A 25,176-nucleotide genomic window follows, 5' to 3' on the forward strand; every position below is an offset into this window, starting at 1 on the left:
TCAGTGTTCTGCCGAGGCCAGCGTCTCGGCGCGGATTTCTTCGGTGAGCCGCGCCTTGAGTTCCATGAACTCGGGCGTGGTCTTCATGGTGTAGTGCCTCGGATGCGGCAGGTTCACGGGCACATCCGCCTTGATGCGGCCGGGCCGTGCGCTGAATACCGCGACACGGCTGGCCATGAAGATGGCTTCGTCGATGTCGTGCGTGACGAAGAGCACGGTCTTGCGCGCCGACTCCCAGATGCCGAGCAGCAGCTCCTGCATGAGCACGCGGGTCTGGTTGTCCAGCGCGCCGAACGGCTCGTCGAGCAGCAGGATCTTCGGGTCGTTGGCGAGCGCGCGTGCAATGGCCACGCGCTGCTGCATGCCGCCCGACAGCTGCTTGGGATAGTGGTCTTCGAAGCCGCGCAGGCGCACCTTCTCGATGAAGTGCTCGCTGATTTCGCGCTGCTGTGCGGCCGGCATGTTCTTCTCGCGCAGGCCGAAGCAGATGTTCTGCCGAACGGTGAGCCAGGGGAACAGCGTGTAGCTCTGGAACACCACACCGCGGTCTGCGCCCGGCTCGTAGACGGGTTGGCCGTCGAGCAGGATCTGCCCTTCGCTCGGCGTCTCGAGTCCCGCCACCAGGCGCAGCAGCGTGGACTTGCCGCAGCCGGACGGGCCGAGCACGGTGATGAAATCGTTGTCGGCGACTTCCAGGCTCACGGGTTGCAGCGCCTGTGTGGACGGCTTGCCGCGCAGGCCGGGGAAGGTCTTGCCGACGTTGCGGATCGATAAACGGCTCATCGGATGAGGCTCCAGGGGAACAGCATCTGGTTGGCCTTCTTGAACAGCAGGTCCGATGCGAGGCCGACCAGGCCGATCACGACGATGCCCGCGATGATGTGGTCCGTGGCCATGAGGGCCTGGCTGTCGACGATCATGTGGCCGATGCCCGAGGCCGCGCCGATGAGCTCGGCCACGATGACATAAGTCCAGCCCAGGCCGAGCACCTGGCGCAATGCTTCGGCGATCTCGGGCGCGGCACCCGGCAGCAGCACGCGGCGGATCACGCCGGCATCCTTGGCGCCGAGTGTGTAGGCGGCTTCCACCAGGTCACGGCGCGTGGCGCTCACGATCATGAGCACCATCAGCGTGAGCTGGAAGAAACAGCCGAGGAAAATGACAGAGAGCTTCTGCTTCTCGCCGATGCCCACCCACAGGATCAGCAGCGGGATGAAGGCCGACGCGGGCAGGTAGCGCGCGAACGACACGAAGGGTTCGAAGAAAGCCTCGATGGGCTTGTACGCGCCCATCATGATGCCCAGCGGCACCGCGATGACCGCCGCGATGACGAAGCCGCCCACCACGCGCCACACGGTCATGCCCACGTCATGGATGAAGTTCTGGCTGGCGAACAGTTCCCAGCCCGATTGCAGCGTGAGCAGCGGCGTGGCCAGGAAGTGTTGCGGCACCCAGCCCGTGACGGTGATCAGCGTCCACACGCACAGGAACAACACGAAGAAAGAAATGCCCAGCATCACCCGAGCAGTGGGCGACACGGGCGTGAACAGTTTCATGCGCTGGCGCCGCGGCGCGGCGGGCACGGCAGGCGCCGCACCCGCCGGCACAGCGGCCGGCACGGCTTTGGATTCTTCGTAAGAGGGTGTCGCCTGCATCGCGTGCTTACTTCTTCAGGAAGCTGGTGTCGAACAGCGCGTTCAGGTTGGCCGGAATGGCCTTGATCACGCCGGTTTCGAGCAGCAGCGGGGCGGCTTCTGCGTTGAAGGCCTGGATCTGGCCGTTGAAGAACTTCATGTTCTCTTCGCGGTCGGCCCACATGATCTTGGACTGCGACTTCTCGAAGGCTTCCGCGGTCTGCTTGACGTCGGCACCCATGATGCCGAAGGCCTTCATCTTGTCGGCCTTGATCATGTCGAGCGCTTCGAAGTAGCTTTCCGTCAGTGCCTTGGCAGCCTTCGGGTTGTCCTTGATGAACTTGGGCGTGCAGCCGAAGGTGTCGAACACGGCGGGGTACTTGAGCGAGTCGGCCATCAGCTTGCCGGACTCGGGCTTGCTGTTGACCAGGCTGAGGTAGGGCTCGTACGTCACGGCGGCGTCCAGGTCGCCCGTGCCGGCGACGAAGGCGTTGGCCGCCGGTGCGGGCTCGAGCGTCACGTGCTTGATGTCCTTGATCGACATGCCGTTCTTCTTGAGCACCCACGACAGGAAGAAGTAGGGGCTGGTGCCGGGGCCGGACGCCGCGATGGTCTTGCCTTTGAGGTCGGCCACGCTGGTGATGCTGTTGCGCGCGACGATGCCGTCCGAGCCCATGCCCTGGTCCATCTTGAACAGCTGCGTGCCGGCGACACCGTTGGCGTTCCAGACGATCCAGGTTTCCACCGTGGTGGCGGCGCACTGGATGTCGCCCGAGGCGATGGCCAGGTGGCGCGAGATCTGCGGGATCTTCTTGATGGTGACGTCCAGGCCATTCTTCTTGAAGATGCCGGCTTCCTTGGCCAGCGTGAGCGGCGCGAAGCCGGTCCAGCCGGAAATGCCGATGGCCACAGGCGTTTCCTGTGCGAAGGCGGGCGCGGACAGGCCGGCAGCGATGGCTGCTGCAGCGATGACGCGGGAGAACTTGTGCTTCAGAAGGGACATGGAACGCTCCATTGAAAAAGGGGAGGAAAGAAAGACATCAAGCACGCGCCGTGCCTGCTCCGTGCACCACGGGAAAGATCGGCGCATCGAACGGGTCACCGTCCTTCATCGTCAGGCCGGTGAAGGGGGGCGACCCCTTGCCGGCCCGTTCGGCGTAGACGGCGTCGTCACCCACCCATCGCGCCGAGAAGACGCGCCGCGAACGTGGCGAAGCGTTGCCCGGTGCGCCGTGCACGGTGCGGAAATCGAATGCGATGGCGTCACCGGGCTGCATGTCCCAGCCGGCGATGTCGAGCTCGCTGCGCATGGCCGCGATGTCGGGCATCACTTCGAAGTTGTCGTTCTCGTACAGGCGCGTGCCATTGAAGCGCATGGGCCGGAAGTCCTTGCCCCAGCGGTGCGAGCCGCGCACGCATTCCATGACGACCTCGCGCGAGACCTCGTCCAGCGGAATCCAGAAGCTCGCGCTCTGCCGGCCTTCGACACAGTAATAGGGCTGGTCCTGGTGCCAGGGCGTGACGGTGCTGCCGCCGGGCTGCTTGACCAGCACGTGGTCGTGGAAGAAGCGCGCGCTCTGCGATTTCATCAGCCGGGCGGCCAGTGCGGCGGCGGGTGACTCCCAGACGAAGCGCTCGAACTCGGGAATGCGCTGCCAGTTGCACAGGTCCTGGAAGAAAGGAGCGGTCCCGTCGGCCGGCACCACCGAGCGCTCCAGCGGGCTCGGATTGGCCATCAGGCGGGCGATGCCCTCGCGCAGCGGCTCCACCCAGTCGCTGAACACGCCTCGCACGACGATGACGCCATCGCGCTGGAAGGCCTCGACGTCGGCGTCGGTGACGGGAAGGGAAGCTGCGGAAACCATACCTGGGGTGCTCCGGTGGACTCTGTCTAGACAAGACTAGCAATCGCTGTGCCACTGTTCGCCGTTGCCTGGCCGTTTCGTGACGTCTCCCAGTTTTCGCGTCCGAAGGCAACCTGTACATACAGATTAACCCTTGGCCCCGGCAGCGCATGCACAAGCGGGTGCGAAGCTCTGTGTCGACTTGGTGCGTCTCCGGACAGGCATGCACCAAAATATTGTCTAGACAGCGGCGTGGCATCATCCGCCGCATGCAGATCCAGACCGACGACCCCGAACGCGCCGACGTGCTGGCGCTGCTCGAAGAACACCTACGGCACATGCATGCGCTGTCGCCGCCGGAGAGCGTGCACGCGCTCGATCCGAAAAAGCTGAAAACACCCGACATCACTTTCTGGACGGCGCGCGACGCCGACGGCCTGCTGCTGGGCACGGGCGCGCTGCGCGAGCTGGACGAAACGCATGGAGAAGTGAAATCCATGCGCACACCCGATGCCTTGCGCCGCCGTGGCGCGGGGCGAGCGATGCTCGTGCACATCGTTGAAGAGGCGCGCAGGCGCGGCTACGCGCGGCTGAGCCTGGAGACCGGCTCGCAGGACGGCTTCGCGCCCGCGCGCCGGTTGTACGCAAGCGCCGGCTTCGTGCCGTGCGGGCCGTTCGGCGACTACACCGACGATCCGAACAGCGCCTTCATGACGCTGGCGTTGACGACGCCATGACTTCCGCGAAATTCCTGCGGCGCTTCAGGTCGTCGCCGATGCGTGAAGGTTCAGGCTCGCCGCCACGGCTTCTGCGACCTTGATGCCATCCACGCCTGCCGACAGGATGCCGCCCGCATAACTCGCGCCTTCGCCCGCCGGGAACAGCCCGCGCACGTTCACGCTCTGCAGGTCGGCGCCGCGCGCCATCCTGATGGGTGACGAGGTGCGCGTCTCCACGCCGGTGAGCACTGCGTCGGGCATGTCGAAGCCGTTGATCTTCTTGCCGAACGCAGGAAAGGCCTCACGCATCGCCTCGATGGCATAGCCGGGCAGGGCCTGCGACAGATCGCCCAGTCGCACGCCCGGCTTGTACGAAGGCATGACCGAGCCGAACTCTGTCGATGGCATGCCCGCCACGAAATCGCCCACCAGTTGCCCCGGCGCTTCGTACGTGCTGCCGCCCAGTACGAATGCCAGGGACTCGAGTCGCCGTTGCAGCTCGATGCCCGCCAGCGGATGCGGCTTGCCTTGCGCTTCCTCGGGCACGTCGATGTGCTGGTACGTGGTCGGGTAGTCAGTGGGTTCGATGCCGACCACGATGCCTGCATTCGCATTGCGCTCGTTGCGCGAATACTGGCTCATGCCGTTGGTCACCACACGCCCGGGCTCGGAAGTGGCGGCGACCACCGTACCGCCCGGGCACATGCAGAAGCTGTAGACCGAGCGGCCATTGCTCGCGTGGTGCACGAGGCGATATTCGGCCGCGCCGAGCAACGCGTTGCCGGCATGCCGACCCCAGCGCGCGCGGTCGATGACGCCTTGCGGATGCTCCGCGCGGAAGCCGATCGAAAACGGCTTGGCCTCGATGTGCACGCCGCGTTTGTGCAGCATGGTGAAGGTGTCGCGCGAGCTGTGGCCCAGCGCCATCACGACATGGTCGGCGCGCAGTTCGTGCGTCTGGCCGGTGGCCTGGTCGAGCACGACGAGACCGCGCATGCGCAGGTTCGCCACCTCGCCTTCGAGCAGCACGTCCGTCACGCGCTGCATGAAGCGGATCTCGCCGCCGAGCGCGATGATTTCCTCGCGCATGGTCTCCACCACCTTCACCAGTTTGAAGGTGCCGATGTGCGGATGCGCTTCGTACAGGATTTCCGGCGGCGCGCCGGCCTTCACGAACTCCTCCATCACCTTGCGGCCGAGGAAGCGCGGGTCCTTGATCTGGCTGTAGAGCTTGCCGTCGGAGAACGTGCCCGCGCCGCCTTCGCCGAACTGCACGTTGCTCTCGGGGGTGAGCTCGCTCTTGCGCCACAGGCCCCACGTGTCCTTCGTGCGTTCGCGCACGGTCTTGCCGCGTTCGAGCACGATGGGGTTGAGGCCCATCTTCGCCAGCATCAGCGCCGCGAAGATGCCGCAGGGGCCGAAGCCCACGACGACGGGCCGCAGCGCACCGGATGGCTGCGTCACGGCGGGCAGGCGGTACGCCATGTCCGGCGAGGGCTGGATGTGCGGATTCTTCGCGTGCTTCGCCAGCAGCGCCGCTTCACGCGATGGGTCGGCCAGCGTGACGTCGGCGATGTAGACCTGCAGCAGTTCGGCGCGGCGCGCGTCGAAGCTGCGCTTGTGCACGTGCAGGTGGGTGATGTCCTGCGGCTCGACGCCGAGCGTGCTGGCGGCGAGGGCAGTGAGTGCGTCGGCCGCGTGTTCCAGCGGCAGTTTGAGTTCGGAGATCCGGATCATGGTTTCGGCTCGTGTCGATCAAGCAGAGAGCGCCGATAATACGCCCCGTGAAGCCCGCCAGGCCGTCGCTGGTGCAATCGCGGAAACGCGGCACTGGAGGAACGTCCGGACTGCAAAGGACAGCGCAGGAGGTAACACCTCTCCACCGCGAGGTGAGGATCAGAGCAACAGAGACGAGTCGGGCCGGGGCAACCCGGTCCGGGTGAAACGGGCAATCTCTGCGCGCAGCAATACCAAGTAGGCCAGCAAGGAGCGGCAACGCTCCATCCTGTGGTTCCGCAGGCTGTTGGCGGGTAGGTAGCACCGAGCCGTGTGGGCAACCCACGGCCCAGATGAATGGCGGTCACATTGAAGTCGGCGCAAGCTGGTTTCGATGCACAGAATCCGGCGTATCGGCGGGCTTCACATTTTTTCGCTCTTGCGTTGGTGGCAATGCCGTCGGCGGGGGCACGAACGCCATGCGCACATATACGGATTTTTTACACCGCCCCCTGCAGTTTTGATCCTGTTTTTTCGCGGGCACTTCCATACTTTTCCCACACCCTGGACCGCAGCCGGACGGCCGGTCGGGTCTGGACAAAAGCAGGAGGTCCCTTGGACATCGTCTTTATTTTTCTCGGTATCGGGCTGTGGGCCCTGATGGCTTTGCTGGTGCGCGGCCTTGCAGCGCTCGCACCGGGCAAGGGAGAGCGGTCATGATCGACATGGCCACGCTCTACGGTTTCGGTGCGTTCAGCGCGCTGGCGCTGCTCGCCTACCTCGTGTATGCGCTGTGGCGCGCGGAGGAGTTCTGACATGGACGCATCCGCCTGGGGCCTGCTGGCCCTGTTCCTCGGTCTCACGACCGTCATTGCCTGGCCGCTCGGCCGCTGGATGGCTGCGCTGCTCGAAGGCAGGCATGCGGCCTGGATGCGCCGCGTGGAGGCGCCCCTGTTCCGCGCTGCGGGTGTGGACCCGGACGCCTCGATGCCCTGGACCCGCTATGCATTCGCACTGCTCGCGTTCAACGGCATCGGCGCGCTGTTCGTCTACGGCATGCAGCGGATGCAGCAACTGATGCCGTTGAATCCGGCAGGCATGGGCGCTGTGTCGCCCGATTCGTCGTTCAACACGGCCCTGAGTTTCGTCACGAATACCAACTGGCAGGGCTACGGCGGCGAATCCACCATGGCCTACCTGACGCAGATGGTGGCGCTGGCCGGGCAGAACTTCCTGTCCGCTGCGACGGGCATCGTCGTGGCATTCGTGCTGATCCGCGGGTTCGCGCAGCGCTCGGCTGCCGGTGTGGGCAATTTCTGGGCGGACCTCGTGCGTGCCACGCTGTGGCTGCTGGTTCCGTTGTCGCTGGTGGTCGCGCTGGTGCTGGCCGGGCAGGGTGTCATCCAGAACTTCGACGCCTACAAGGACGTGCAGGCCGTGGGCGCGACACAGCAGTTGGCAATGGGACCGGTCGCATCGCAGGAGGCCATCAAGATGGTGGGTACCAACGGTGGCGGTTTCTTCAATGCCAACTCCGCGCATCCGTTCGAGAACCCGAATGCCTGGACCAACCTGCTGCAGATGCTGGCGATCTTCGCCATTCCGGCCGGCCTGTGTTTCACCTTCGGCCGTGGCGTGGGCGACATCCGCCAGGGCTGGGCCGTACTGGCCGCGATGACCGTGCTGTTCGTCGCTGCGGTGCTGGTTGCCATTCCCGCCGAGCAGGCGGGCAATCCGCAACTGGCACAGCTCGGCGTGGACACGTCGGGCGGCAACATGGAGGGCAAGGAAGTCCGCTTCGGCATTGCCGCGTCCACGCTGTTCGCGGCCATCACGACTGCGGCATCCTGCGGTGCGGTCAATGCCATGCACGACTCGTTCACGCCGCTGGGTGGCATGGTGCCGATGATGCTCATGCAACTTGGCGAAGTGGTCTTCGGCGGCGTGGGTTCGGGTCTCTACGGCATGCTGGTGTTCGCGATCCTCGCGGTCTTCATCGCGGGCCTGATGATCGGTCGCACGCCCGAATACCTCGGCAAGAAGATCGAGGCCTATGAAATGAAGCTCGCGTCGGTGGTGATCCTGGTGACGCCGCTCGTGGTGCTGCTGGGCACGTCGCTGGCCGTGCTGGCGTCTGCGGGCAAGGCCGGCATCGCGAATCCGGGTGCGCATGGCTTCAGCGAAATCCTCTATGCGTTCACCTCTGCGGCCAACAACAACGGCAGCGCGTTCGCGGGGCTGTCGGCCAACACGCCGTTCTACAACACGCTGCTGGGCATCGCGGTATGGATCGGCCGCTTCGGCGTGATCGTTCCGGTGCTGGCCATCGCCGGCGCGCTGGCGGCCAAGAAGCGCCTGCCCGTCACTGCCGGGACCATGCCCACGCATGGGCCGCTCTTCGTCGTCCTGCTGGTCGGCACCGTGCTGCTGGTGGGTCTTCTCAATTACGTGCCCTCCCTGGCACTGGGTCCGATCGTCGAGCACCTGATGCTCTGGCATGTGCAGTGAGGGAGAAGGAATCATGAACAACAAGACATCGATCCAGCCGCAATCGAAGCAACTGCGGCTTCTGGACCCTGCACTGGTCAAACCGGCGCTGTGGAGTGCCCTGGCCAAACTGAGCCCGAAGGTGCAGTGGCGCAACCCCGTGATGTTCGTCGTCTACATCGGCAGCATCGTCACCACGCTGCTCTGGGTGCAGGCGCTGCAGGGCGGCAGCGGGTCCGCGGGCTTCACCTTCACCATCGCGTTGTGGCTGTGGTTCACCGTGATCTTCGCGAACTTCGCCGAGGCCCTGGCTGAAGGTCGCAGCAAGGCGCAGGCGGCGTCGCTGCGCGGCATGAAGAAGTCCGTCTGGGCCAAGCGATTTGAAGTGCAGCAGGTCGCGCAGGGCAAGGCGTTCCATGGCCAGCGCTGGTTGCCGTGCGAGGGCGCGCAGCTGCGCAAGGGCGACGTCGTGCTGGTCGAGGCTGGCGACACCATCGCGCTGGACGGCGAGGTGATCGAGGGCGTCGCCTCGGTGGACGAGAGCGCCATCACCGGCGAGTCGGCACCGGTGGTGCGTGAATCCGGTGGCGACTTCTCCTCGGTGACGGGCGGCACGCGCGTGCTGTCCGACTGGCTGGTGATCCGTGTCGGCGTGAACCCGGGCGAATCGTTCCTGGACCGCATGATCGGCATGGTCGAAGGCGCGAAGCGGCAGAAGACGCCGAACGAAGTGGCGCTGCACATCCTGCTGATCGCATTGACCATCGTGTTCCTGGTGGTCACCGTGACGCTGCTGCCCTTCTCCATCTTCAGCGTCGAGGCATCCGGTGCGGGCCAGATCGTCACGCTCACGGCGCTCATCTCGCTGCTGGTCTGCCTGATCCCCACCACCATCGGCGGCTTGCTGTCGGCCGTGGGCGTGGCGGGCATGAGCCGCATGATGCAGGCCAATGTGATCGCCACCTCGGGCCGTGCGGTGGAGGCGGCCGGTGACGTGGACGTGCTGCTGCTGGACAAGACCGGAACCATCACGCATGGCAGCCGCCAGGCCTCGGCCTTCGTTGCCGCGCCCGGCATCACCGATGTGCACCTCGCGCGCGTCGCGCTGCTGGCTTCGCAGTCCGACGAAACGCCCGAAGGCCGGTCGATCGTCGAATTCGCGCGCCGCCAGCGCGTGGACGACCGGCCGGTGGAAGGCGCACAGGTCGTGCCCTTCAGTGCGCAGACGCGCATGAGCGGCGTGGATCTTCCCGCCGAGGGTGCTGCCGGACCGCGTGCCCTGCGCAAGGGCGCCGCCGACGCGATCCGCCGTCATGTCGAAGCGCTGGGCGGCGCCATGCCCACCGAAGTGACGCGCACGGCCGACGAAGTGGCGCGTCGCGGTTCGACACCGCTGGTGGTGGCGGAAGGCGATCGCGTGCTCGGCGTCATCGAACTCAAGGACATCGTGAAGACCGGCATCCGCGAACGCTTTGCCGAGCTGCGTCGCATGGGCATCCGCACGATCATGATCACCGGCGACAACAAGCTCACGGCTGCCGCCATCGCTGCCGAGGCCGGCGTGGACGACTTCCTGGCCGAGGCGACGCCCGAAGACAAGCTCAAGCTGATCCGTGACTATCAGAGCGGCGGCCGCCTGGTGGCCATGACGGGCGACGGCACCAACGACGCACCGGCACTGGCCCAGGCCGACGTCGCGGTGGCGATGAACAGCGGCACGCAGGCGGCCAAGGAGGCCGGCAACATGGTGGATCTGGACTCCGACCCGACCAAGCTGCTGGAAGTGGTCGAGACCGGCAAGGCGCTGCTGATGACGCGCGGCTCGCTCACCACCTTCTCGATTGCCAACGACGTGGCGAAATACTTCGCCATCATCCCCGCGATCTTCGTGTCCACCTATCCGCAACTGTCCGCGCTGAACGTGATGCAACTGGCGAGCCCGCAGTCCGCCATCCTGTCGGCGGTGATCTTCAATGCGCTGATCATCGTCGTGCTGATTCCCCTGGCGTTGAAGGGCGTGCGCTTCCGTGCCATCGGTGCAGCCTCGCTGTTGCGCCGCAACCTGGCCATCTACGGCCTGGGTGGCCTGCTGGTGCCCTTCGTGGGCATCAAGCTGATCGACATCGTGCTGGCGGCCATCGGGCTCGCCTGAAGGAGAAACCCATGAAGAACGAATCCATCCTGAGGCCGGCACTCGTGCTGTTCGCCGCCCTCACACTCGTGACCGGCGTGGCGTATCCGCTGGCCGTCACCGGCGCGGCGCAGGCCCTGTTCCCGCACGAAGCCGCAGGCAGCCTGGTGGTGAAGGACGGCAAGCCCGTCGGCTCTGCGCTGATCGGGCAGAACTTCACCGACCCGCGCCACTTCTGGGGCCGGCCGTCGGCGACGGCGCCCACGCCCTACAACGCGGCCGCGTCCGGCGGGTCCAACCTCGGCCCGCTCAACCCCGCGCTTCTCGATGCCGTGAAGGCGCGCGTCGCGGCGCTGCGCGCCGCCGATCCGGGCAACACGGCGCCGGTGCCGGTCGACCTGGTCACCGCCTCCGCGAGCGGGCTGGATCCGCACATCAGCCCGGCGGCAGCGCGCTATCAGGCGGCGCGCGTGGCGAAGGCGCGCGGTCTCGACCAGGGCCGGGTGATGGCGCTGGTCGAGCAGCATGTGCAGAAGCCGTGGCTCGCGGTGCTGGGCGATCCGCACGTCAACGTGCTGCAGCTCAACCTGGCGCTGGATGAGCTGGCTGCAAAGTAAGCGGGCGACGATGTGATGCTTCCCGACCTGCTGAGCGCGCTGCTTGCGCTGGCCGCCATGTTCACCCCCATGCTGATAGCATGGGCCTGCATTGCCTGGGACGCGCGACGCAGAGATCGTAACGAACATGGAAGACCTCCAACGCCCTGACCCCGACGCGCTGCTCGAGCAGTTGCGCCGGGAATCGGACGAGGCCCGTCGGGGACGGTTGCGCATCTACTTCGGGGCGAGTGCGGGCGTTGGCAAGACTTTCGCCATGCTGGGCGCCGCCCGCCGCGAACACCAGGCAGGGCGCGACATCCTCGTCGGTCTTGTCGAGACCCATGGACGCAGCGAGACGGTGCAACTCACCGAAGGCCTGCCCACGCTGCCACTCAGGAAAGTCGACTACAACGGTCGCCAGTTGTCGGAGTTCGACCTCGACGCCGCATTGCAGCGTCGGCCCGACATCCTTCTGGTCGATGAGCTGGCGCATTCGAATGTGCAGGGTTCGCGCCACGCCAAGCGGTGGCAGGACGTTCAGGAACTGCTGGACGCCGGCATCGATGTGTGGTCCACGCTGAACGTCCAGCACCTCGAAAGCCTGAACGACACGGTTGGCGCGATCACCGGAATCCGCGTTCACGAGACCGTGCCGGACACGGTGCTCGACGGTGCCGACGAAGTGGTGCTGGTGGACGTGACGCCCGACGAGCTGATCGCGCGGCTGAAAGCCGGCAAGGTCTACATCGCACAGCAGGCAGAGCGCGCCACGCAGAATTTCTTCCGCAAGGGCAACCTGATCGCGCTGCGCGAGATCGCGCTGCGCCGCACGGCCGAGCACGTCGAGGACGACGTGCGCAGCTACCGCGTCGAGCAATCGATTTCGCCGGTGTGGAACACGGCGGGCGCCATCCTCGCGGCCGTCGGGCCGGACGAGGGCAACGAACAGGTCGTGCGGGCCGCTGCGCGGCTTGCCGGGCGGCTGAACGTGCACTGGCATGCCGCCTATGTCGAGACGCCTGCGCTTCGACGGCTGCCCGCCGCGCAACGGGACCGCATCCTCGCCGTGCTGAAACTGGCGGAGGACCTCGGCGCCGGCAACGCCGTGCTTGCCGGCGCCGATGCGGCGAGCGAACTCGTGGCGCACGCGCAGCGTCTCAATTGCTCGATCGTCATCACCGGCCGTCCGCGACGCGGGCGTTTCCTGTGGCCGGGTCGGGGCGTGCGAAGCCGCCTTTTCGCGCTCGCGCCGGACGTCGATGTCGTCGTCGTGGGCGGAGAGGGCAGCACGCGCCGCCTGGGCCGCATCGCTTCGAGCGAAGTGGACGAGGCGGTCGAAGCGACCGCAACCGGCTGGACGCGCCATCTGCCGCGCTACCTGTGGGCGGTGGCCTCCAGCGCGGCCATCACCCTGCTTGCCTCGCCGCTGCATGGCCGGCTCGACCAGGCCAACATCGCCATGCTGTTCCTGCTGGGCGTGGTGCTGGTTGCGCTGCGCTTCGGCCGCGGCGCGGCGGCATGGGCGGCCGTGCTGAACGTCGCGGCCTTCGACTTCTTTTTCGTGCCGCCGAGCTTTTCGTTCGCCGTGGCCGACGTGCAGTACCTGCTGACGTTCGCGGTGATGTTGGCGGTCGGCCTGATCACCGGGCAACTCACGGCGGGGCTGCGCTTCCAGGCCGACGTGGCCGCAAGCCGGGAGCGGCGCGCGCAATCGCTGTTTGCGCTCACACGGGAATTGTCCGGGGCGTTGATGGTCTCGCAGGTGGTGGAGCAGGGGGAGGCGGCGGTGCAGGCGCATTTCGGCGGGCAGGCCCTGGTGCTGTGCACCGACGCGCGCGACGAACTCGTGGTGGCCGGTCATGCGTCCGAAGGGTTCGATGCCAGCGTGGCGGACTGGGCGTTCCGCAACGGTCAGCCGGCGGGGCTGGCCACCGGAACGCTGTCGGCGCATACATGGCACTACGTGGCGCTGCGTGCCCCGATGCGCGTGCGCGGCGTGCTCGCGGTGAAACCTGCGCATCCGCGGTGGCTGTCGATCCCCGAGCAGCGCCAGCACCTGGAGACGCTGGCGCGCCAGATCGCCATTGCGCTGGAGCGTGTGCACTACGTCGAGGTGTCTCAGGGCGCGCTGGTGGAAATGGAGTCGGAACACCTTCGCAACGCGCTGCTGGCGTCGATGTCGCATGACATCCGCACGCCCCTGACGGCGCTGATGGGCCTGGCGGAAACGCTCGCTGTCTCCAGGCCGCTCACCGAAGCGCAGGCCGAATCGGCCCGGGCGCTGGTGAAGCAGGCCCGCGCGCTCTCGGGCCTGGTGAACAACCTGCTCGAAATGTCGCGCCTGCAAAGCGGCAGGATCAACCTGCGCATGGAATGGCAATCGCTGGAGGAAGTGGTCGGTACCGCGCTGCGCAACCTGCAGGCTGTGTTGGGCGAGCGCAAGGTGCAGATCGGCATCCCGGCGGACCTGCCGCTGGTGGAGTTCGACGCCACGCTGATGGAGCGCGTTCTGGCCAATCTCGTGGAGAACGCGGTCAAGCACGGCGAAGGCCTGATCCAACTGCGCGCGCACACCACGCCCGGCGAACTCGTCGTGAGCGTGCGCGACCACGGGCCCGGGCTTCCCGCCGCATTGCGTGGCCGCGAGCACGAACTGTTCGAGAAATTCACGCGGGGCGAGCCGGAGTCGTCGCGCCCCGGCGTGGGGCTCGGGCTGGCGATCTGCAAGACCATCGTGGAGGCGCATGGTGGCCGCATCGCGGCGGCGAACGCGCCGGCGGGAGGAGCAGAATTCACGATCCACCTGCCCCGGCGCGAGCCGCCCGCATTGATCGCCGCACTTCCGGAATGAATTCCTCGGCACCCATCGTCCTCATCATCGAAGATGAAGCGCAGATCCGGCGCTTCGTCCGCACCGTGCTGGAGGCAGAAGGCTGGCAGGTGTTCGAAGCTGCGACGAAGCAGCGCGGATTGATCGAGGCGGGCACGCGCCAGCCGACGCTGATCGTGCTCGACCTGGGCCTGCCCGATGGCGATGGCGTCGACCTGATCCGCGATGTCCGTGCGTGGTCGCAGGTGCCCATCGTGGTGCTGTCCGCCCGGACCGACGAAGCGGACAAGATCGTGGCGCTGGATGCCGGCGCTGACGACTACCTGGCCAAGCCGTTCGGCACCGGCGAACTCCTCGCGCGGCTGCGCGCGAACCTGCGCCGCAACCGGGCTGCCACGGCCGGGGCGGGTGAGTCGCCGGCCGACCCCGTGTTCCGCTTCGGCGATGTCGAGATCGACCGCAATGCCCGCGTCGTGCGCAAGGCGGGCCAGGAAGTGCACCTGACGCCGACCGAATACCGCCTCCTGGGCGTGCTCATCGGCAATGCGGGCCGGGTGATGACGCACCGACAGCTCCTGCGGGAAGTGTGGGGACCATCGAGCACCGGACAGAGCCACTACCTGCGCATCTACATGGGCCACCTGCGACAGAAGCTCGAGGCCGACCCGGCACAGCCCCGGCACCTGCTCACTGAAACGGCAGTGGGTTACAGGCTTGTTGTGTCTGGCGGCGATGGGACGGCCTGAGCGAAGGCGTACATTCGCGGAGAACGGAATCAGAGGTTCGCCAACCCCATCGCCTCGATGCGCTTCACGTGCGCCAGCAGTGAACGTGAAGCAACGGGCCACATCCGCTCCGGCACATCGTCATACGCGAGCCTGACCCAGTCCTGCGTGCTTCCTTGAGGCATGGCGCGCATGGCCGCTGCCACCTTGGCCTCGCGCTTGAGCCTGTGGGCCTTCAGGTGGGAAATTACCTCGCCTGCAGCCCTGATGGCATAGCCGTGCGCCGGCAGGATGAATTCGAGGCCGAGCGCTTCGCAGGTGGCCGACAGCTTGTCGAGCGAATCGAGGTAGTCGCTCATGTCCCCGTCCGGCGGGTTGATCACCGTCGTACTGCCGTTGAGCACATGGTCGCCCGAGAACAGCAGGCCGTCTTCCAGCAGCGCAAGGCACACGTGGTTCGCCGCATGGCCAGGCGTGCGGATGGCGCGCAAGGTGTGTGTTGTGCCGTCGCGGCCGGTGAGCGCGAGCTCCCCGCCGTCGACCAGCTCGCGGTCGGGCGCGAAGCGGCTGTCGGGTCGCGCGGTGTCGGCCGACGGCACGCCGAGGATGGGTGGCTTGTCCTTGCACAGCGCTTGCAGCGGCCGCGCGCCGGGCGAATGGTCCGGATGCGAATGCGTGCACACGATGAAGCGGATGTTGCCGCCCGCGGCGCGCCAGATGCGCTCCAGATGCTCATCATCGACCGGGCCGGGGTCGATGGCGATGTAGCCGCTGTCCGGGTCGCCGACCAGATAGCTGTTGGTTCCCGGGCCGGTCATGATGCCGGCGTTGGCGGCGGTCAGGCGCTGCACGTTCTTGAGCAGCGGGACAGGCCGTTCGTTCTGCCAGTCCAGTGCATGGATGATCTGGCCGTCGGGGCAGACCAGCGCAAGTTCACCATACGGATGGTCCTGCTCCATGAAGCGGGCTTCCTTGCCGTCGAGCAAACCGGCGCGCGGGCAACTGGTCCACAGCGGCTTCTCGCTGGCGCAGGCGGCGAGCACCTCGTCCACGGTCCTGAAATGCTGCAGCCGCTCCAGCGTGCGGATGGTCGGGAAGATGATGAAGAAGTCGCCCTTTGCATGGCGGGCCAGAGCGTCGGCGGGGCGCACCCAGACGGGTTCGAACTGTTCGGACTCGTCGGCCACGGGCTCCTGGCCTTCGGGCATGCGCGCGACGAGGAAGGGCACGTCGAAACGGCGCGGCAGGTCACGGTCGGTGATCCAGTGGGCCAGCACGTACACCGTGTCGGCCGCCAGCGTGAGGCCACGCGCCTGGCATTGCGACGCGAAGGTCTCGCCGGCGGGCGGTTTGCGGTCGAGCGATGCGATGTCCTGCGCGTTCGCGGCGCTGCCGTCCGCGCGGCGTGCCAGCAGGAGGCCGAGTTCCTCGAAGCTTTCGCGGATGGCGGCGATGGCCTGCGTCAGGTGCAGGCCGCTCTGCGTGGGGCGCTGCGCCGCGATCGCATGCGCCTGCTCGTCGGCCGGGTCGATGCCGCCGCCGGGGAACACATAGGCGCCGGGCGCGAAGCTGGCCGTCATCGAGCGGCGGGTCATCAGCACCTGCACGCCGTCGGGCGTGTCGCGCAGCAGGAGCACGGTGGCGGCAGGGCGCAGGGGTGCGGGTTCGCGTGAGGGGTACAGGAGTTGTGCGGGGCGGACCATGCGCACCATTATCGGCAGCCGGGGCTTCATCCACGAGGTGATAATCCCTGACATGCGAATCCGCTTTTCCAAGATGCAGGGCGCCGGCAATGATTTCGTCGTGCTCGACGAGACGCGCGGCCTGCTCGACCTGTCGGCCGCGCAATACCGCTTCCTCGCGGACCGCCATTTCGGCGTGGGTGCCGACCAGATCCTCTCAGTGCGGCCATCGCCGGCAGCGGGCATCGACTTCGAATACGCCATCCACAACGCCGACGGCGGCGAGGTGGAGCAGTGCGGCAACGGCGCGCGCTGCTTCGTGCGCTTCGTGCGCGACGCGGGTCTGACCACCAAGGACGCCGTGCGCGTGCAGACGCTGTCCGGCATCATCGAACCGCGCCTCAATGAAGACGGCCGCGTCACCGTCGACATGGGTGCGCCCGTCTTCGACCTGGCGCGCGTGCCCTTCGATGCCAGCGGCCTCCAGCCGGTCGAAGCAGGCGGCTGGGAAGCCTGGCCGCTCGTGCTGCCCGATGTGACCGCCACCGCCGTGCCGGTGTCGGTGCTGTCCATGGGCAACCCGCATGCGGTCCAGGTCGTGGCCGACGTGGACACCGCGCCCGTGGCCGTGCAGGGCCCGCTGATCGAAAGCCATGCGCGCTTTCCGCGCCGCGTCAACGCGGGCTTCATGCAGATCATCGGCCGCGACCGGATCCGCCTGCGCGTTTACGAGCGCGGGGCTGGCGAAACGCTCGCTTGCGGCACCGGCGCCTGTGCGGCGGTCGTTGCGGGCATCCGCCGCGGCCTGCTCGACGCTCGCGTCGATGTCGAGACGCGCGGCGGTCTGCTGACCATCGAATGGGCGGGCGAAGGGCAGCCCGTGCTCATGACCGGCCCCGCCGTTACCGTATTCCAGGGGGAAATCGACGTTCCCGACGACATCCCCGAACTTTCCTGAACACACCTTTTCATGAATCCGATCACTGAAGACGACATCGCCAACTACCTGGTCCATACGCCCGACTTCTTCGAGCGCCATGCCCAGTTGCTGGCCAGCGTGCAACTGTCCAGCCCGCACGGTGGCCGTGCCGTGAGCCTGCAGGAACGCCAGGCCGAAATGCTCCGCGAGAAGATCAAGGCGCTGGAGCACCGCATCATGGACATGATCCGCAACAGCAACGAGAACATGATCATTGCGGACAAGCTGCAACGCTGGATCCGCACGCTGCTGCTCACGCGTGAAGCGGAGATGCTGCCCGTGACCATCGTCGAGGAACTGAAGGAGCAGTTCCTCGTGCCACAGGCCGCCATCAAGGTCTGGGGCGTGGCCGATGCGTTCGCCGGTTCTGCCTTCGCGCAGGGCGCAAGCGAAGACGCACGTTTGTTCGCGTCCTCGCTCACCACACCGTATTGCGGCATGAACTCCGGCTTCGAGCCCGCCAACTGGCTGCCCGATCCGGGCTCGGCCATGTCGCTTGCGCTCATCCCGTTGCGTGCAGGCGCGGCGCCCCAGGCGTTCGGCCTGATCGTGTTGTCGTCGCCCGATCCACAGCGATTCAACAGCGAGATGGGCACCGATTTCCTCGAGCGCATTTCCGAGCTCGCCAGCGCCGCGCTCTCGCGCCTGCGCAGCTGACACCGCCCATGTCCGGCGACGCCGCACTGATCGAACGCTACCTCGAACACGTGCGCGTCGGAAAGCGGCTGGCTGCCCGCACGGTCGAGTTGTATTCGCTCGACCTGCACAAGCTCGCCGACAACGCCACGCAGGCTGGCGTGCCGCTCGCACAGGTGCAGAACGCGCACATCCGCCGCTGGGTGGCGCAGATGCATGGGGCCGGCCGCAGCGGACGAGGCATTGCGCTCATCCTGTCGGGCTGGCGCGGCTTCTACACATGGCTGGGCCGCGAAGGTCTGGTGACCAGCAACCCCGTGCAGGACGTGCGTGCGCCGAAGGCACCCAAGCCCTTGCCCAAGGCGCTGGGCGTGGACGATGCCATGCAGTTCGCCGACGCGCGCGATCCCGAGGCCGACCCGTGGCTCGAAGCGCGTGACATCGCCATGATCGAACTCCTCTACGGCAGCGGCCTGCGCGTGGGCGAACTCGTGGGCCTCGATGTGACGGCAGGCGACGAAGCGCGGGGCTGGGTCGACATGCAGGAAGCGCAGGCACATGTGCTGGGCAAGGGCAGCAAGCGGCGCAGCGTGCCCGTGGGCTCGCAGGCGATGGACGCGTTGCGGGCATGGCTGGCCGCGCGCGATTCGAAGCCTGCCGCCGCCAGAACACAACCCGCACTCTTCATCGGCCGCAACGGCACGCGCCTTTCCGCGCAGGCCGTGTGGCAACGCCTCAAGCAGCGCAGCGCACGCGCCGGGCTCGCCGCGCCGGTGCATCCGCACATGCTGCGCCATTCGTTCGCCAGCCATGTGCTGCAGTCCAGCGGCGACCTGCGCGCCGTGCAGGAACTGCTGGGCCACGCGAACATCACCACCACGCAGGTCTACACACGCCTGGACTTCCAGCATCTGGCCAAAGCCTACGATGCCGCGCATCCGCGCGCGCGGGCAACCCGAAAGACATGAAAACCCTCCGTTTGCGGGAAGGCAAGGAGCGCTCACTGCAGCGCCGCCATCCCTGGATATTCGAATCCGCCATCGCCAGGGGCGGCGCCGACGCGGGCGAAACCGTGCGGGTGGAGTCGTCCACCGGCGAGTTCCTGGCGTGGGCGTCGTTCAGCCCGGCGTCGCGCATCCGTGCGCGCGTGTGGAGCTTCGACGAAACGCAGCGCATCGACGCGGCCTACCTCTCATTCCTCGTGAAAGCGGCGATCGACGCGCGGCTGCTTTTCGACGTGAACAGCGACGGCATCCGCCTCGTGCACGGCGAGTCCGATGGGTTGCCGGGGCTTATCGTGGACCGCTATGGCGACACGCTGGTGGCGCAGTTCCTGTCGAGCGGCATGGAGCGCTGGAAGCCGGTGCTGGCCGACGCGTTGCTGGAGCACACCGGTCTCACGCGCCTGTACGAGCGTTCCGACGCCAGCTCCCGCGGCCTCGAGGGCCTCGAGCCCGTTACAGGCTGGCTGCGGGGCGACGGGCCGACGGAAATCACCATCCGCGAGCATGAATGGCAACTCACGCTGGACATCGCGGAAGGCCACAAGACCGGCTTCTACCTCGACCAGCGCGACAGCCGTGAGCGCTTTGCCCGCACGGTGGCGCGCCGCCGGTTCGAGCGCGTGCTCAACTGTTATTGCTATACCGGCGGCTTCAGCGTCGCCGCGCTGGCCGGGCAGCGCGCAGCGGGCCTGGCAGGCGAGGGGCACGTGACCTCGATCGACTCGTCCGGCCCGGCCATCGAGCGTGCGAAAGGCAATGTTGCGTTGAACGGCTTCGACCCCGGCCACGCCACTTTCATCGAAGCCGACGTGAATGCATCGCTGCGCGAGTTCGGCCGCGAGGGCCGCACCTTCGACGCCATCGTGCTCGACCCGCCGAAGTTCGCGCCCACCGTGGCGCATGCCGAGAAGGCCGCGCGTGCCTACAAGGACATCAACCGGCTGGCCTTCAGGATCCTGGAGCCGGGCGGCGTGCTGTTCACCTACTCGTGTTCGGGCGGCGTGAGCGCCGACCTGTTCCACAAGATCGTGGCCTCGGCCGGCACGGACGCAGGCGTGGACGGCTTCATCAGCGAACGCATGGGCGGTGCGCCGGACCACCCGATGACGGTGAATTTTCCGGAAGGCGAATACCTCAAGGGGCTGGTGGTCGTGCGCAAGCCGTGACCATGATCACGGCGCTGCCTTGCAATCGGGCATAAACTCCCCAGCTTGCTGTTTTGGGGACCCCTTTCATGAGCCTGATTCCTGCCACCATCCTGACCGGTTTTCTCGGGTCCGGCAAAACCACATTGCTCAAGCGAATCCTGAGCGAATCGCACGGCCAGAAGATCGCGGTCATCGAGAACGAATTCGGCGAAGAGAACATCGACAACGACATCCTCGTGACCGAGTCGAAGGAGCAGATCGTGCAGATGAGCAACGGCTGCATCTGCTGCTCCATCCGCGAAGACCTGCGCTCCGCCCTGCAACTGCTGGCCGCCAAGAAGCGCCAGGGCCTGCTGGACTTCGACCGTGTGGTGATCGAGACCACCGGTCTGGCCGACCCCGGCCCGGTCGCCCAGACCTTCTTCATGGACGATGAGATCGCGGAGAGCTACCTTCTCGACTCGATCCTCACGCTGGTGGATGCCAAGCACGCCGCCAACCAGCTCAACGACCGCCAGGAGGCGCGCCGGCAGGTGGGCTTCGCCGACCAGATCTTCATCAGCAAGACGGACCTCGTGGCCAAGGACGAGGCCGACGCGCTGATGCACCGCATCAAGCACATGAACCCGCGCGCGCCGCAGCGCGCCGTGCATTTCGGTGATGTGGCGATCAGCGAGGTGTTCGACCTGCGCGGCTTCAACCTCAATGCCAAGCTGGACATCGACCCGGACTTCCTCAAGGAAGACGGCCATGACCACGATCACGACCACCACGACCACGAGCATGGCGAGCACTGCGACCACCCGTCGCACGCGCACGACCACGGTCATGGCCATCACCATCATCACGACGACGATGTGAAGAGCTTCGTCTTCCGCTCCGACCGCGCGTTCGACGCGGCGCGGCTGGAGGACTTCCTGGGCGCCATCGTCAACATCTACGGCCCGCGCATGCTGCGCTACAAGGGCGTGCTCAACATGAAGGGCACGGACCGCAAGGTCATCTTCCAGGGCGTGCACCAGCTCATGGGCTCCGACCTGGGCCCGCTGTGGGCCGAGGGCGAAGCACGGACCAGCAAGATGGTGTTCATCGGCATCGACCTGCCCAAGGACATCCTGCTGCAGGGTCTGGAGCAATGCCTCGTCTGAGGCGTGGTATCGCTTCACGCGGTCTTGCGGACTGTCTCGCTTCTGCAACGCATCGGCGCTGCTGGTGCCAACCTATACAATCGCGCGCGCCCAGCAGGTCCAAACGGGCCTTGCTGTGAGGTATTAAGGGTATAACTCCCGTCTTGGTAGCAATTGGCTACCTATATCTAGTGGTTCGGGCCGGTTCGGGCGCTGCCTGAGACGAAAGGACCCTGCGAGGAGACAGGTAGTGAAAGCGCAATCCAGCAAGTCCAAGGAGCAGGCCAAAGTGAAAAAGCCGGCTGCAAAAGCCAAAACCGCTGCCAAGCCCATTGCCAAGACCGTCTCCAAGACCGTCCCCAAGACCAAGGTCGCCAAATCCGTTCCCGCGAAGGCCAAGCCGGCCGCGAAGCCTGTTCCCAAGAAAGCTGCTGCCAAGCCTGTCGTGAAAAAAACAGTACCCGCCAAGGCTGCCAGACCGGCAGCCAAGTCCGCCGCCAAGGCGCCTGTCAAAGCACCTGCGAAAGCGCCCGCGAAGAAAACCGTCGCGAAATCCGTGACCAAGGTGGCTGCCAAGACGCCTGTCAAGGCACCCACCAAGGCAGTCAAGCCTGCGGCCAAACCTGTCGCAGCGCCCAAGGCCGTTGCGAAGCCGGTGGTCAAACCCGCGCCGGCACCCGTGCCGCCGGTGGCGCCGAAACCCGTTGTCCCTGCTGCACAGCAGGCCGTTGCACCCAAGCCCGTTCGCTCCTCTAAACTTGCGGCATTGACCGTTCCTTCCCTGCCGCCGGCGGTGGCCTCCACTGCCGCCAAAGCCAGTTACCTGCAAACCATGCCCTCTCCTGTTCTTGCCCCGCCCCCACAAGTGACCATCAAGAAAGATCCCAAACTGGCCAACAACTGGAAGACCAAGTCTGTTGACCAGATGACCGACGCCGAAGTCCTGGCCATGCCGGACTCCGAATACATGAACGACAAGCAGATGGCGTTCTTCCGCTTCAAGCTGTCGCAACTCAAGCAGGACATCCTGAACAGCGCCGGTGAAACCACCGAACACCTGCGCGAGGAAACCGTCATCGTCCCCGATCCGGCCGACCGCGCCACCATCGAGGAAGAGCACGCGCTCGAGTTGCGCACGCGCGACCGCGAACGCAAGCTGCTCAAGAAGATCGAGCAGTCGATCGCGCGCATCGATGCAGGCGACTATGGCTACTGCGACGAAACGGGCGAGCCCATCGGCGTCGGCCGCCTTCTGGCGCGTCCCACCGCCACGCTGTCGCTCGAAGCGCAGCAGCGCCGCGAACTCAAGCAGAAGATGTTCGGGGATTGATGTCCCGTCCAGTGCGCGAAGGCTGACCCACTGATGTCCAAGGAAGAACCCAGCAACGGCAACGGCGGACTGCTGTCCAAGGTCGTCAGGTTCGTCCGCAACCCGACGACCAACTGGAGCGATCTCGATCAGGACGACTCGGGCCGGGACAGCGGCTACAGCAAGGCCGCGCTGAAGGAAATGATCGAGCGCAAGCGGCGCAACGACTTCGTGCGCAAGCGCGAGTTCGACATGCTGCGCAAGCTGCGCCGCCGCGAGGCGCTGGGCGTGCAGAACCCGACCGCGCGTCCGTCGTTCTTCCAGATCAGCACTTCGTCGTCCAAGCCGGACGACCGCGCGATGACGCTCAAGAAGATCGACGAGATCGAAGAGCAGATGTCCATGCAATGGTGGAAGACCAAGCATGGTGAGATCGCCGAGCGCACCAGCAACTTCCCGCAGTCCGAGCCGTCCAGCACGGGCGATGCGGCCGCTGCCACGTCGCCCACGCCCCTGGGCGAAGACATTGGCGAGCCGCTGACGCGCGCCCAGGCGCCCGAGACGCGTCCGCCGATGCGCGGCGACATGGACATGCGTACCAGCTTCCCGCAGACCGAACCGGCCCCGATGGCCTTGTTGCAGCAGGGCATGAAGGGCGCCCAGGCGCCCACGCCGGCACCGGCCAATCTGGATCTGATGGCCAGCGGCTTCTTCGGCTCCGAGATGTTCAACGTCGAGGTGGACGACGGGGCCCACGATCCCGAGCTCGAGGAGGCTGCCATCCGGTTCGCCAACGGCGACGATGCAGGTGCCGAGGCCGGGTTGCTGGATGCCATCGTCGTCGGTGGTCCGCGTGCGTTGCACCAGGAAACCTGGCTCGCGCTGTTCGACCTGTACCGCGCCACCGGCCAACGCGAACCTTTCGAGGCGCAGGCCGAGCGTTTCACCGAGAACTTCGGCCGTTCCGCGCCGTCGTGGTTTTCCATTCCCGACATGGTCAACCGTGCCGCGCCCAAGGCAGCAGCGCCGAAGCCGGTCATCACGAACGAAAACATCCACTGGACCTGCCCGCCTGCCTTGACGCTGGAAGGCTTGTCCGCGTTGGTGGGCGTGCTCAGGCAGACCGCGCCACCCTGGAATGTCGACTGGCGTGCGCTGTCGTCCATCCATGACGATGCGGTGGAGCCGTTGTACCGGCAACTTTCGATCCTGGCCGACCAGCCGATGCAGCTGGGCTTCCTGGGTGCGAGTCATCTGGACAGCGTGCTTGGCGATGCGACGCCTTCCGGCGACCGCAGCGTGGCGCAGGCCTGGTGGCTGCTGCGCATGGCCGTGCTGCGCATCCTGCGCAAGGCCGACGATTTCGAGCTGGTTGCGCTCAACTACTGCGTCACGTATGAAGTGTCGCCGCCTGCCTGGGAGCCGCCGAAGTGCGGGTTCGTGGCGCTGGGTGGCGAAGGGGGGCCGGATGCCGGTGGCGCCATCATCGGCGAGGCGCACGAATCGCAATATTCCACCGTGTCGCAAAGCCTCATGGGCAGCGAATTCCCGAGCACATCGGCCGACGAGTCCACTTTCTCTGCGCTGACTGTCGACCTGTCGGGCCAGATCCTCGGTGACGCAACGGCCGCCATCGAACTGCTCAACAACAAGTTCGGCGAGGCCGAGGAGATGGTGATTTCCTGCGCAGGCCTCATCCGCGTGGACTTTTCCGCGGCCGGCACGCTGCTCAACTGGGTGTCGACCCGCCATGCGCACGGCAAGCGTGTGCATTTCACCGAGGCGCACCGCCTCGTCGCCTCGTTCCTGGGTGTCATCGGCATCAGTGAACTGGCGCAGGTGACTTCGCGCCGCGACTGAGACCGGCGCATCGGTGAGCTGTGGCTGCACACGCATGCATGCGACGTGCATGCATCCACATTTGTTCACACTGCCGAAATCCTTCAGGAAGCACTTTCACAGCGTTCGCTAAGTGCTTCATTTAGAACGATTTTTAAAACAATTTACCTCTTGAAATCTACGCTAAGTCGTTGATTTCATTACAAAAAACTCAGTTCCTCCTATTGCGCGCTCTGCTTTTCCTGCTACAGTGCAAAAAAGTGCAATTAAGTGGTGAAAAGTGCCTTCAACGAAGGCCGTTCGCAAATCTGCCAAGCAGAGAGGATTTCTGGCCGTGTTTCAAGGGGCTTCGTCGCTGAGTCTGGATGCCAAGGGGCGGCTGTCTGTCCCGACGCGCCATCGCGACGTGCTTTCCGCAACGGCATCCGGCCAGCTCACCATCACCAAGCACCCGCACGGCTGCCTGATGGTGTTTCCCCGTCCCGAATGGGAGAAATTCCGCGAGCGCATCGCCGCGCTGCCGATGTCGGCCCAGTGGTGGAAGCGCATCTTCCTTGGCAACGCGATGGACGTGGAGGTGGATGCGACCGGCCGCGTATTGATCTCGCCCGAATTGCGCAGCGCCGCCGGCATCACGCGCGACACCATGCTGCTGGGCATGGGCAACCACTTCGAACTGTGGGACAAGGCGACGTACGACGCGCAGGAAGCGCAAGCGATGCAGGGCGACATGCCCGATGTCTTCAAGGACTTCTCTTTCTGAAGGC

The 25,176-nt window shown here is 66.1% G+C and carries 21 protein-coding genes and 1 other RNA gene; 16 read left to right on the forward strand and 6 right to left on the reverse strand.

Translation table 11 applies throughout. The annotated features are described in order from the left end of the window. The 4 genes from ACO2Q9_RS13535 to ACO2Q9_RS13550 are packed head-to-tail and all read right to left on the reverse strand — an operon-like array spanning position 1 to position 3,499. On the reverse strand, positions 1-783 hold the full coding sequence (locus tag ACO2Q9_RS13535) for an ABC transporter ATP-binding protein (RefSeq protein ID WP_423312214.1): 783 nt from the start codon (positions 781-783) through the stop codon (positions 1-3). After that, complete coding sequence (locus tag ACO2Q9_RS13540; protein ID WP_423312216.1) at positions 780-1,655, reverse strand: ABC transporter permease; 876 nt, start codon at positions 1,653-1,655, stop codon at positions 780-782. The genes ACO2Q9_RS13535 and ACO2Q9_RS13540 overlap by 4 nt, the downstream gene beginning before the upstream one ends. Positions 1,656-1,662: 7 nt before the next feature. Then, a complete protein-coding gene (locus ACO2Q9_RS13545; RefSeq protein ID WP_423312218.1) occupies positions 1,663-2,637 on the reverse strand; it encodes an ABC transporter substrate-binding protein in 975 nt (324 codons plus the stop codon). A 37-nt stretch (positions 2,638-2,674) separates the two neighbouring features. Then, positions 2,675-3,499, reverse strand: coding sequence for a phytanoyl-CoA dioxygenase family protein (locus ACO2Q9_RS13550; RefSeq protein ID WP_423312221.1), 825 nt, complete (start codon positions 3,497-3,499; stop codon positions 2,675-2,677). A gap of 248 nt (positions 3,500-3,747) precedes the next feature. Between ACO2Q9_RS13550 and ACO2Q9_RS13555 the strand changes: the two genes are divergently transcribed. Continuing rightward, complete coding sequence (locus tag ACO2Q9_RS13555; protein WP_423312223.1) at positions 3,748-4,215, forward strand: GNAT family N-acetyltransferase; 468 nt, start codon at positions 3,748-3,750, stop codon at positions 4,213-4,215. A gap of 24 nt (positions 4,216-4,239) precedes the next feature. Here ACO2Q9_RS13555 and ACO2Q9_RS13560 read toward each other — a convergent pair whose 3' ends face one another. Beyond that, the gene (locus tag ACO2Q9_RS13560) at positions 4,240-5,934 is read right to left on the reverse strand and encodes an NAD(P)/FAD-dependent oxidoreductase (RefSeq protein ID WP_423312225.1); all 1,695 of its coding nucleotides are present in this window, start codon (positions 5,932-5,934) and stop codon (positions 4,240-4,242) included. 49 nt (positions 5,935-5,983) lie between these two features. On the opposite strand from ACO2Q9_RS13560, the gene rnpB reads away from it, so the two are divergent. The 7 genes from rnpB (at position 5,984) to kdpE (ending at position 14,706) form a co-directional block, all read left to right on the forward strand. Beyond that, positions 5,984-6,342, forward strand: an RNA gene (gene rnpB, locus ACO2Q9_RS13565) — RNase P RNA component class A. 287 nt (positions 6,343-6,629) lie between these two features. Beyond that, positions 6,630-6,728, forward strand: coding sequence for a potassium-transporting ATPase subunit F (locus ACO2Q9_RS13570; protein WP_423312227.1), 99 nt, complete (start codon positions 6,630-6,632; stop codon positions 6,726-6,728). Between the two features lies 1 nt (position 6,729). Then, positions 6,730-8,421, forward strand: coding sequence for a potassium-transporting ATPase subunit KdpA (kdpA, locus tag ACO2Q9_RS13575; RefSeq protein ID WP_423312229.1), 1,692 nt, complete (start codon positions 6,730-6,732; stop codon positions 8,419-8,421). 13 nt (positions 8,422-8,434) lie between these two features. Beyond that, positions 8,435-10,552, forward strand: a complete 2,118-nt coding sequence (gene kdpB / locus ACO2Q9_RS13580; protein WP_423312231.1) for a potassium-transporting ATPase subunit KdpB — start codon at positions 8,435-8,437, stop codon at positions 10,550-10,552. An 11-nt stretch (positions 10,553-10,563) separates the two neighbouring features. After that, the gene (kdpC, locus tag ACO2Q9_RS13585; RefSeq protein ID WP_423312233.1) at positions 10,564-11,148 is read left to right on the forward strand and encodes a potassium-transporting ATPase subunit KdpC; all 585 of its coding nucleotides are present in this window, start codon (positions 10,564-10,566) and stop codon (positions 11,146-11,148) included. A gap of 127 nt (positions 11,149-11,275) precedes the next feature. Continuing rightward, positions 11,276-13,981 carry a DUF4118 domain-containing protein gene (locus ACO2Q9_RS13590; protein ID WP_423312235.1) on the forward strand — a complete coding sequence of 902 codons (2,706 nt, stop codon included), beginning with the start codon at positions 11,276-11,278 and terminating at the stop codon, positions 13,979-13,981. Beyond that, positions 13,978-14,706 (forward strand): two-component system response regulator KdpE, encoded by a 729-nt coding sequence (gene kdpE, locus ACO2Q9_RS13595; RefSeq protein ID WP_423312237.1) that lies wholly within the window; start codon positions 13,978-13,980, stop codon positions 14,704-14,706. The genes ACO2Q9_RS13590 and kdpE overlap by 4 nt, the downstream gene beginning before the upstream one ends. 29 nt (positions 14,707-14,735) lie before the next feature. Here kdpE and ACO2Q9_RS13600 read toward each other — a convergent pair whose 3' ends face one another. After that, complete coding sequence (locus tag ACO2Q9_RS13600; RefSeq protein ID WP_423312239.1) at positions 14,736-16,388, reverse strand: MBL fold metallo-hydrolase; 1,653 nt, start codon at positions 16,386-16,388, stop codon at positions 14,736-14,738. Positions 16,389-16,440: 52 nt separating this feature from the next. Between ACO2Q9_RS13600 and dapF the strand changes: the two genes are divergently transcribed. The 8 genes from dapF to mraZ all read left to right on the forward strand — a co-directional run bounded on the left by dapF (position 16,441) and on the right by mraZ (position 25,172). Beyond that, positions 16,441-17,325 carry a diaminopimelate epimerase gene (gene dapF / locus ACO2Q9_RS13605; RefSeq protein WP_423312241.1) on the forward strand — a complete coding sequence of 295 codons (885 nt, stop codon included), beginning with the start codon at positions 16,441-16,443 and terminating at the stop codon, positions 17,323-17,325. Positions 17,326-17,337: 12 nt separating this feature from the next. Next, positions 17,338-18,003, forward strand: a complete 666-nt coding sequence (locus tag ACO2Q9_RS13610; protein WP_423312243.1) for a DUF484 family protein — start codon at positions 17,338-17,340, stop codon at positions 18,001-18,003. Between the two features lie 8 nt (positions 18,004-18,011). Next, a complete protein-coding gene (locus ACO2Q9_RS13615) occupies positions 18,012-18,950 on the forward strand; it encodes a tyrosine recombinase XerC (RefSeq protein ID WP_423312245.1) in 939 nt (312 codons plus the stop codon). Then, complete coding sequence (locus ACO2Q9_RS13620; RefSeq protein ID WP_423312247.1) at positions 18,947-20,152, forward strand: class I SAM-dependent rRNA methyltransferase; 1,206 nt, start codon at positions 18,947-18,949, stop codon at positions 20,150-20,152. The genes ACO2Q9_RS13615 and ACO2Q9_RS13620 overlap by 4 nt, the downstream gene beginning before the upstream one ends. 68 nt (positions 20,153-20,220) lie before the next feature. Continuing rightward, the gene (locus ACO2Q9_RS13625) at positions 20,221-21,282 is read left to right on the forward strand and encodes a CobW family GTP-binding protein (protein WP_423312249.1); all 1,062 of its coding nucleotides are present in this window, start codon (positions 20,221-20,223) and stop codon (positions 21,280-21,282) included. 229 nt (positions 21,283-21,511) lie between these two features. Next, the gene (gene dksA, locus ACO2Q9_RS13630) at positions 21,512-22,591 is read left to right on the forward strand and encodes an RNA polymerase-binding protein DksA (RefSeq protein ID WP_423312251.1); all 1,080 of its coding nucleotides are present in this window, start codon (positions 21,512-21,514) and stop codon (positions 22,589-22,591) included. 33 nt (positions 22,592-22,624) lie between these two features. Then, on the forward strand, positions 22,625-24,430 hold the full coding sequence (locus ACO2Q9_RS13635) for an STAS domain-containing protein (RefSeq protein WP_423312253.1): 1,806 nt from the start codon (positions 22,625-22,627) through the stop codon (positions 24,428-24,430). Positions 24,431-24,743: 313 nt separating this feature from the next. Continuing rightward, a complete protein-coding gene (gene mraZ / locus ACO2Q9_RS13640; RefSeq protein ID WP_423312255.1) occupies positions 24,744-25,172 on the forward strand; it encodes a division/cell wall cluster transcriptional repressor MraZ in 429 nt (142 codons plus the stop codon). Positions 25,173-25,176: the final 4 nt, after the last annotated feature.

The organism is Variovorax sp. VNK109 (assembly GCF_049445855.1).
Lineage (GTDB): Bacteria > Pseudomonadota > Gammaproteobacteria > Burkholderiales > Burkholderiaceae_C > JAGOCV01.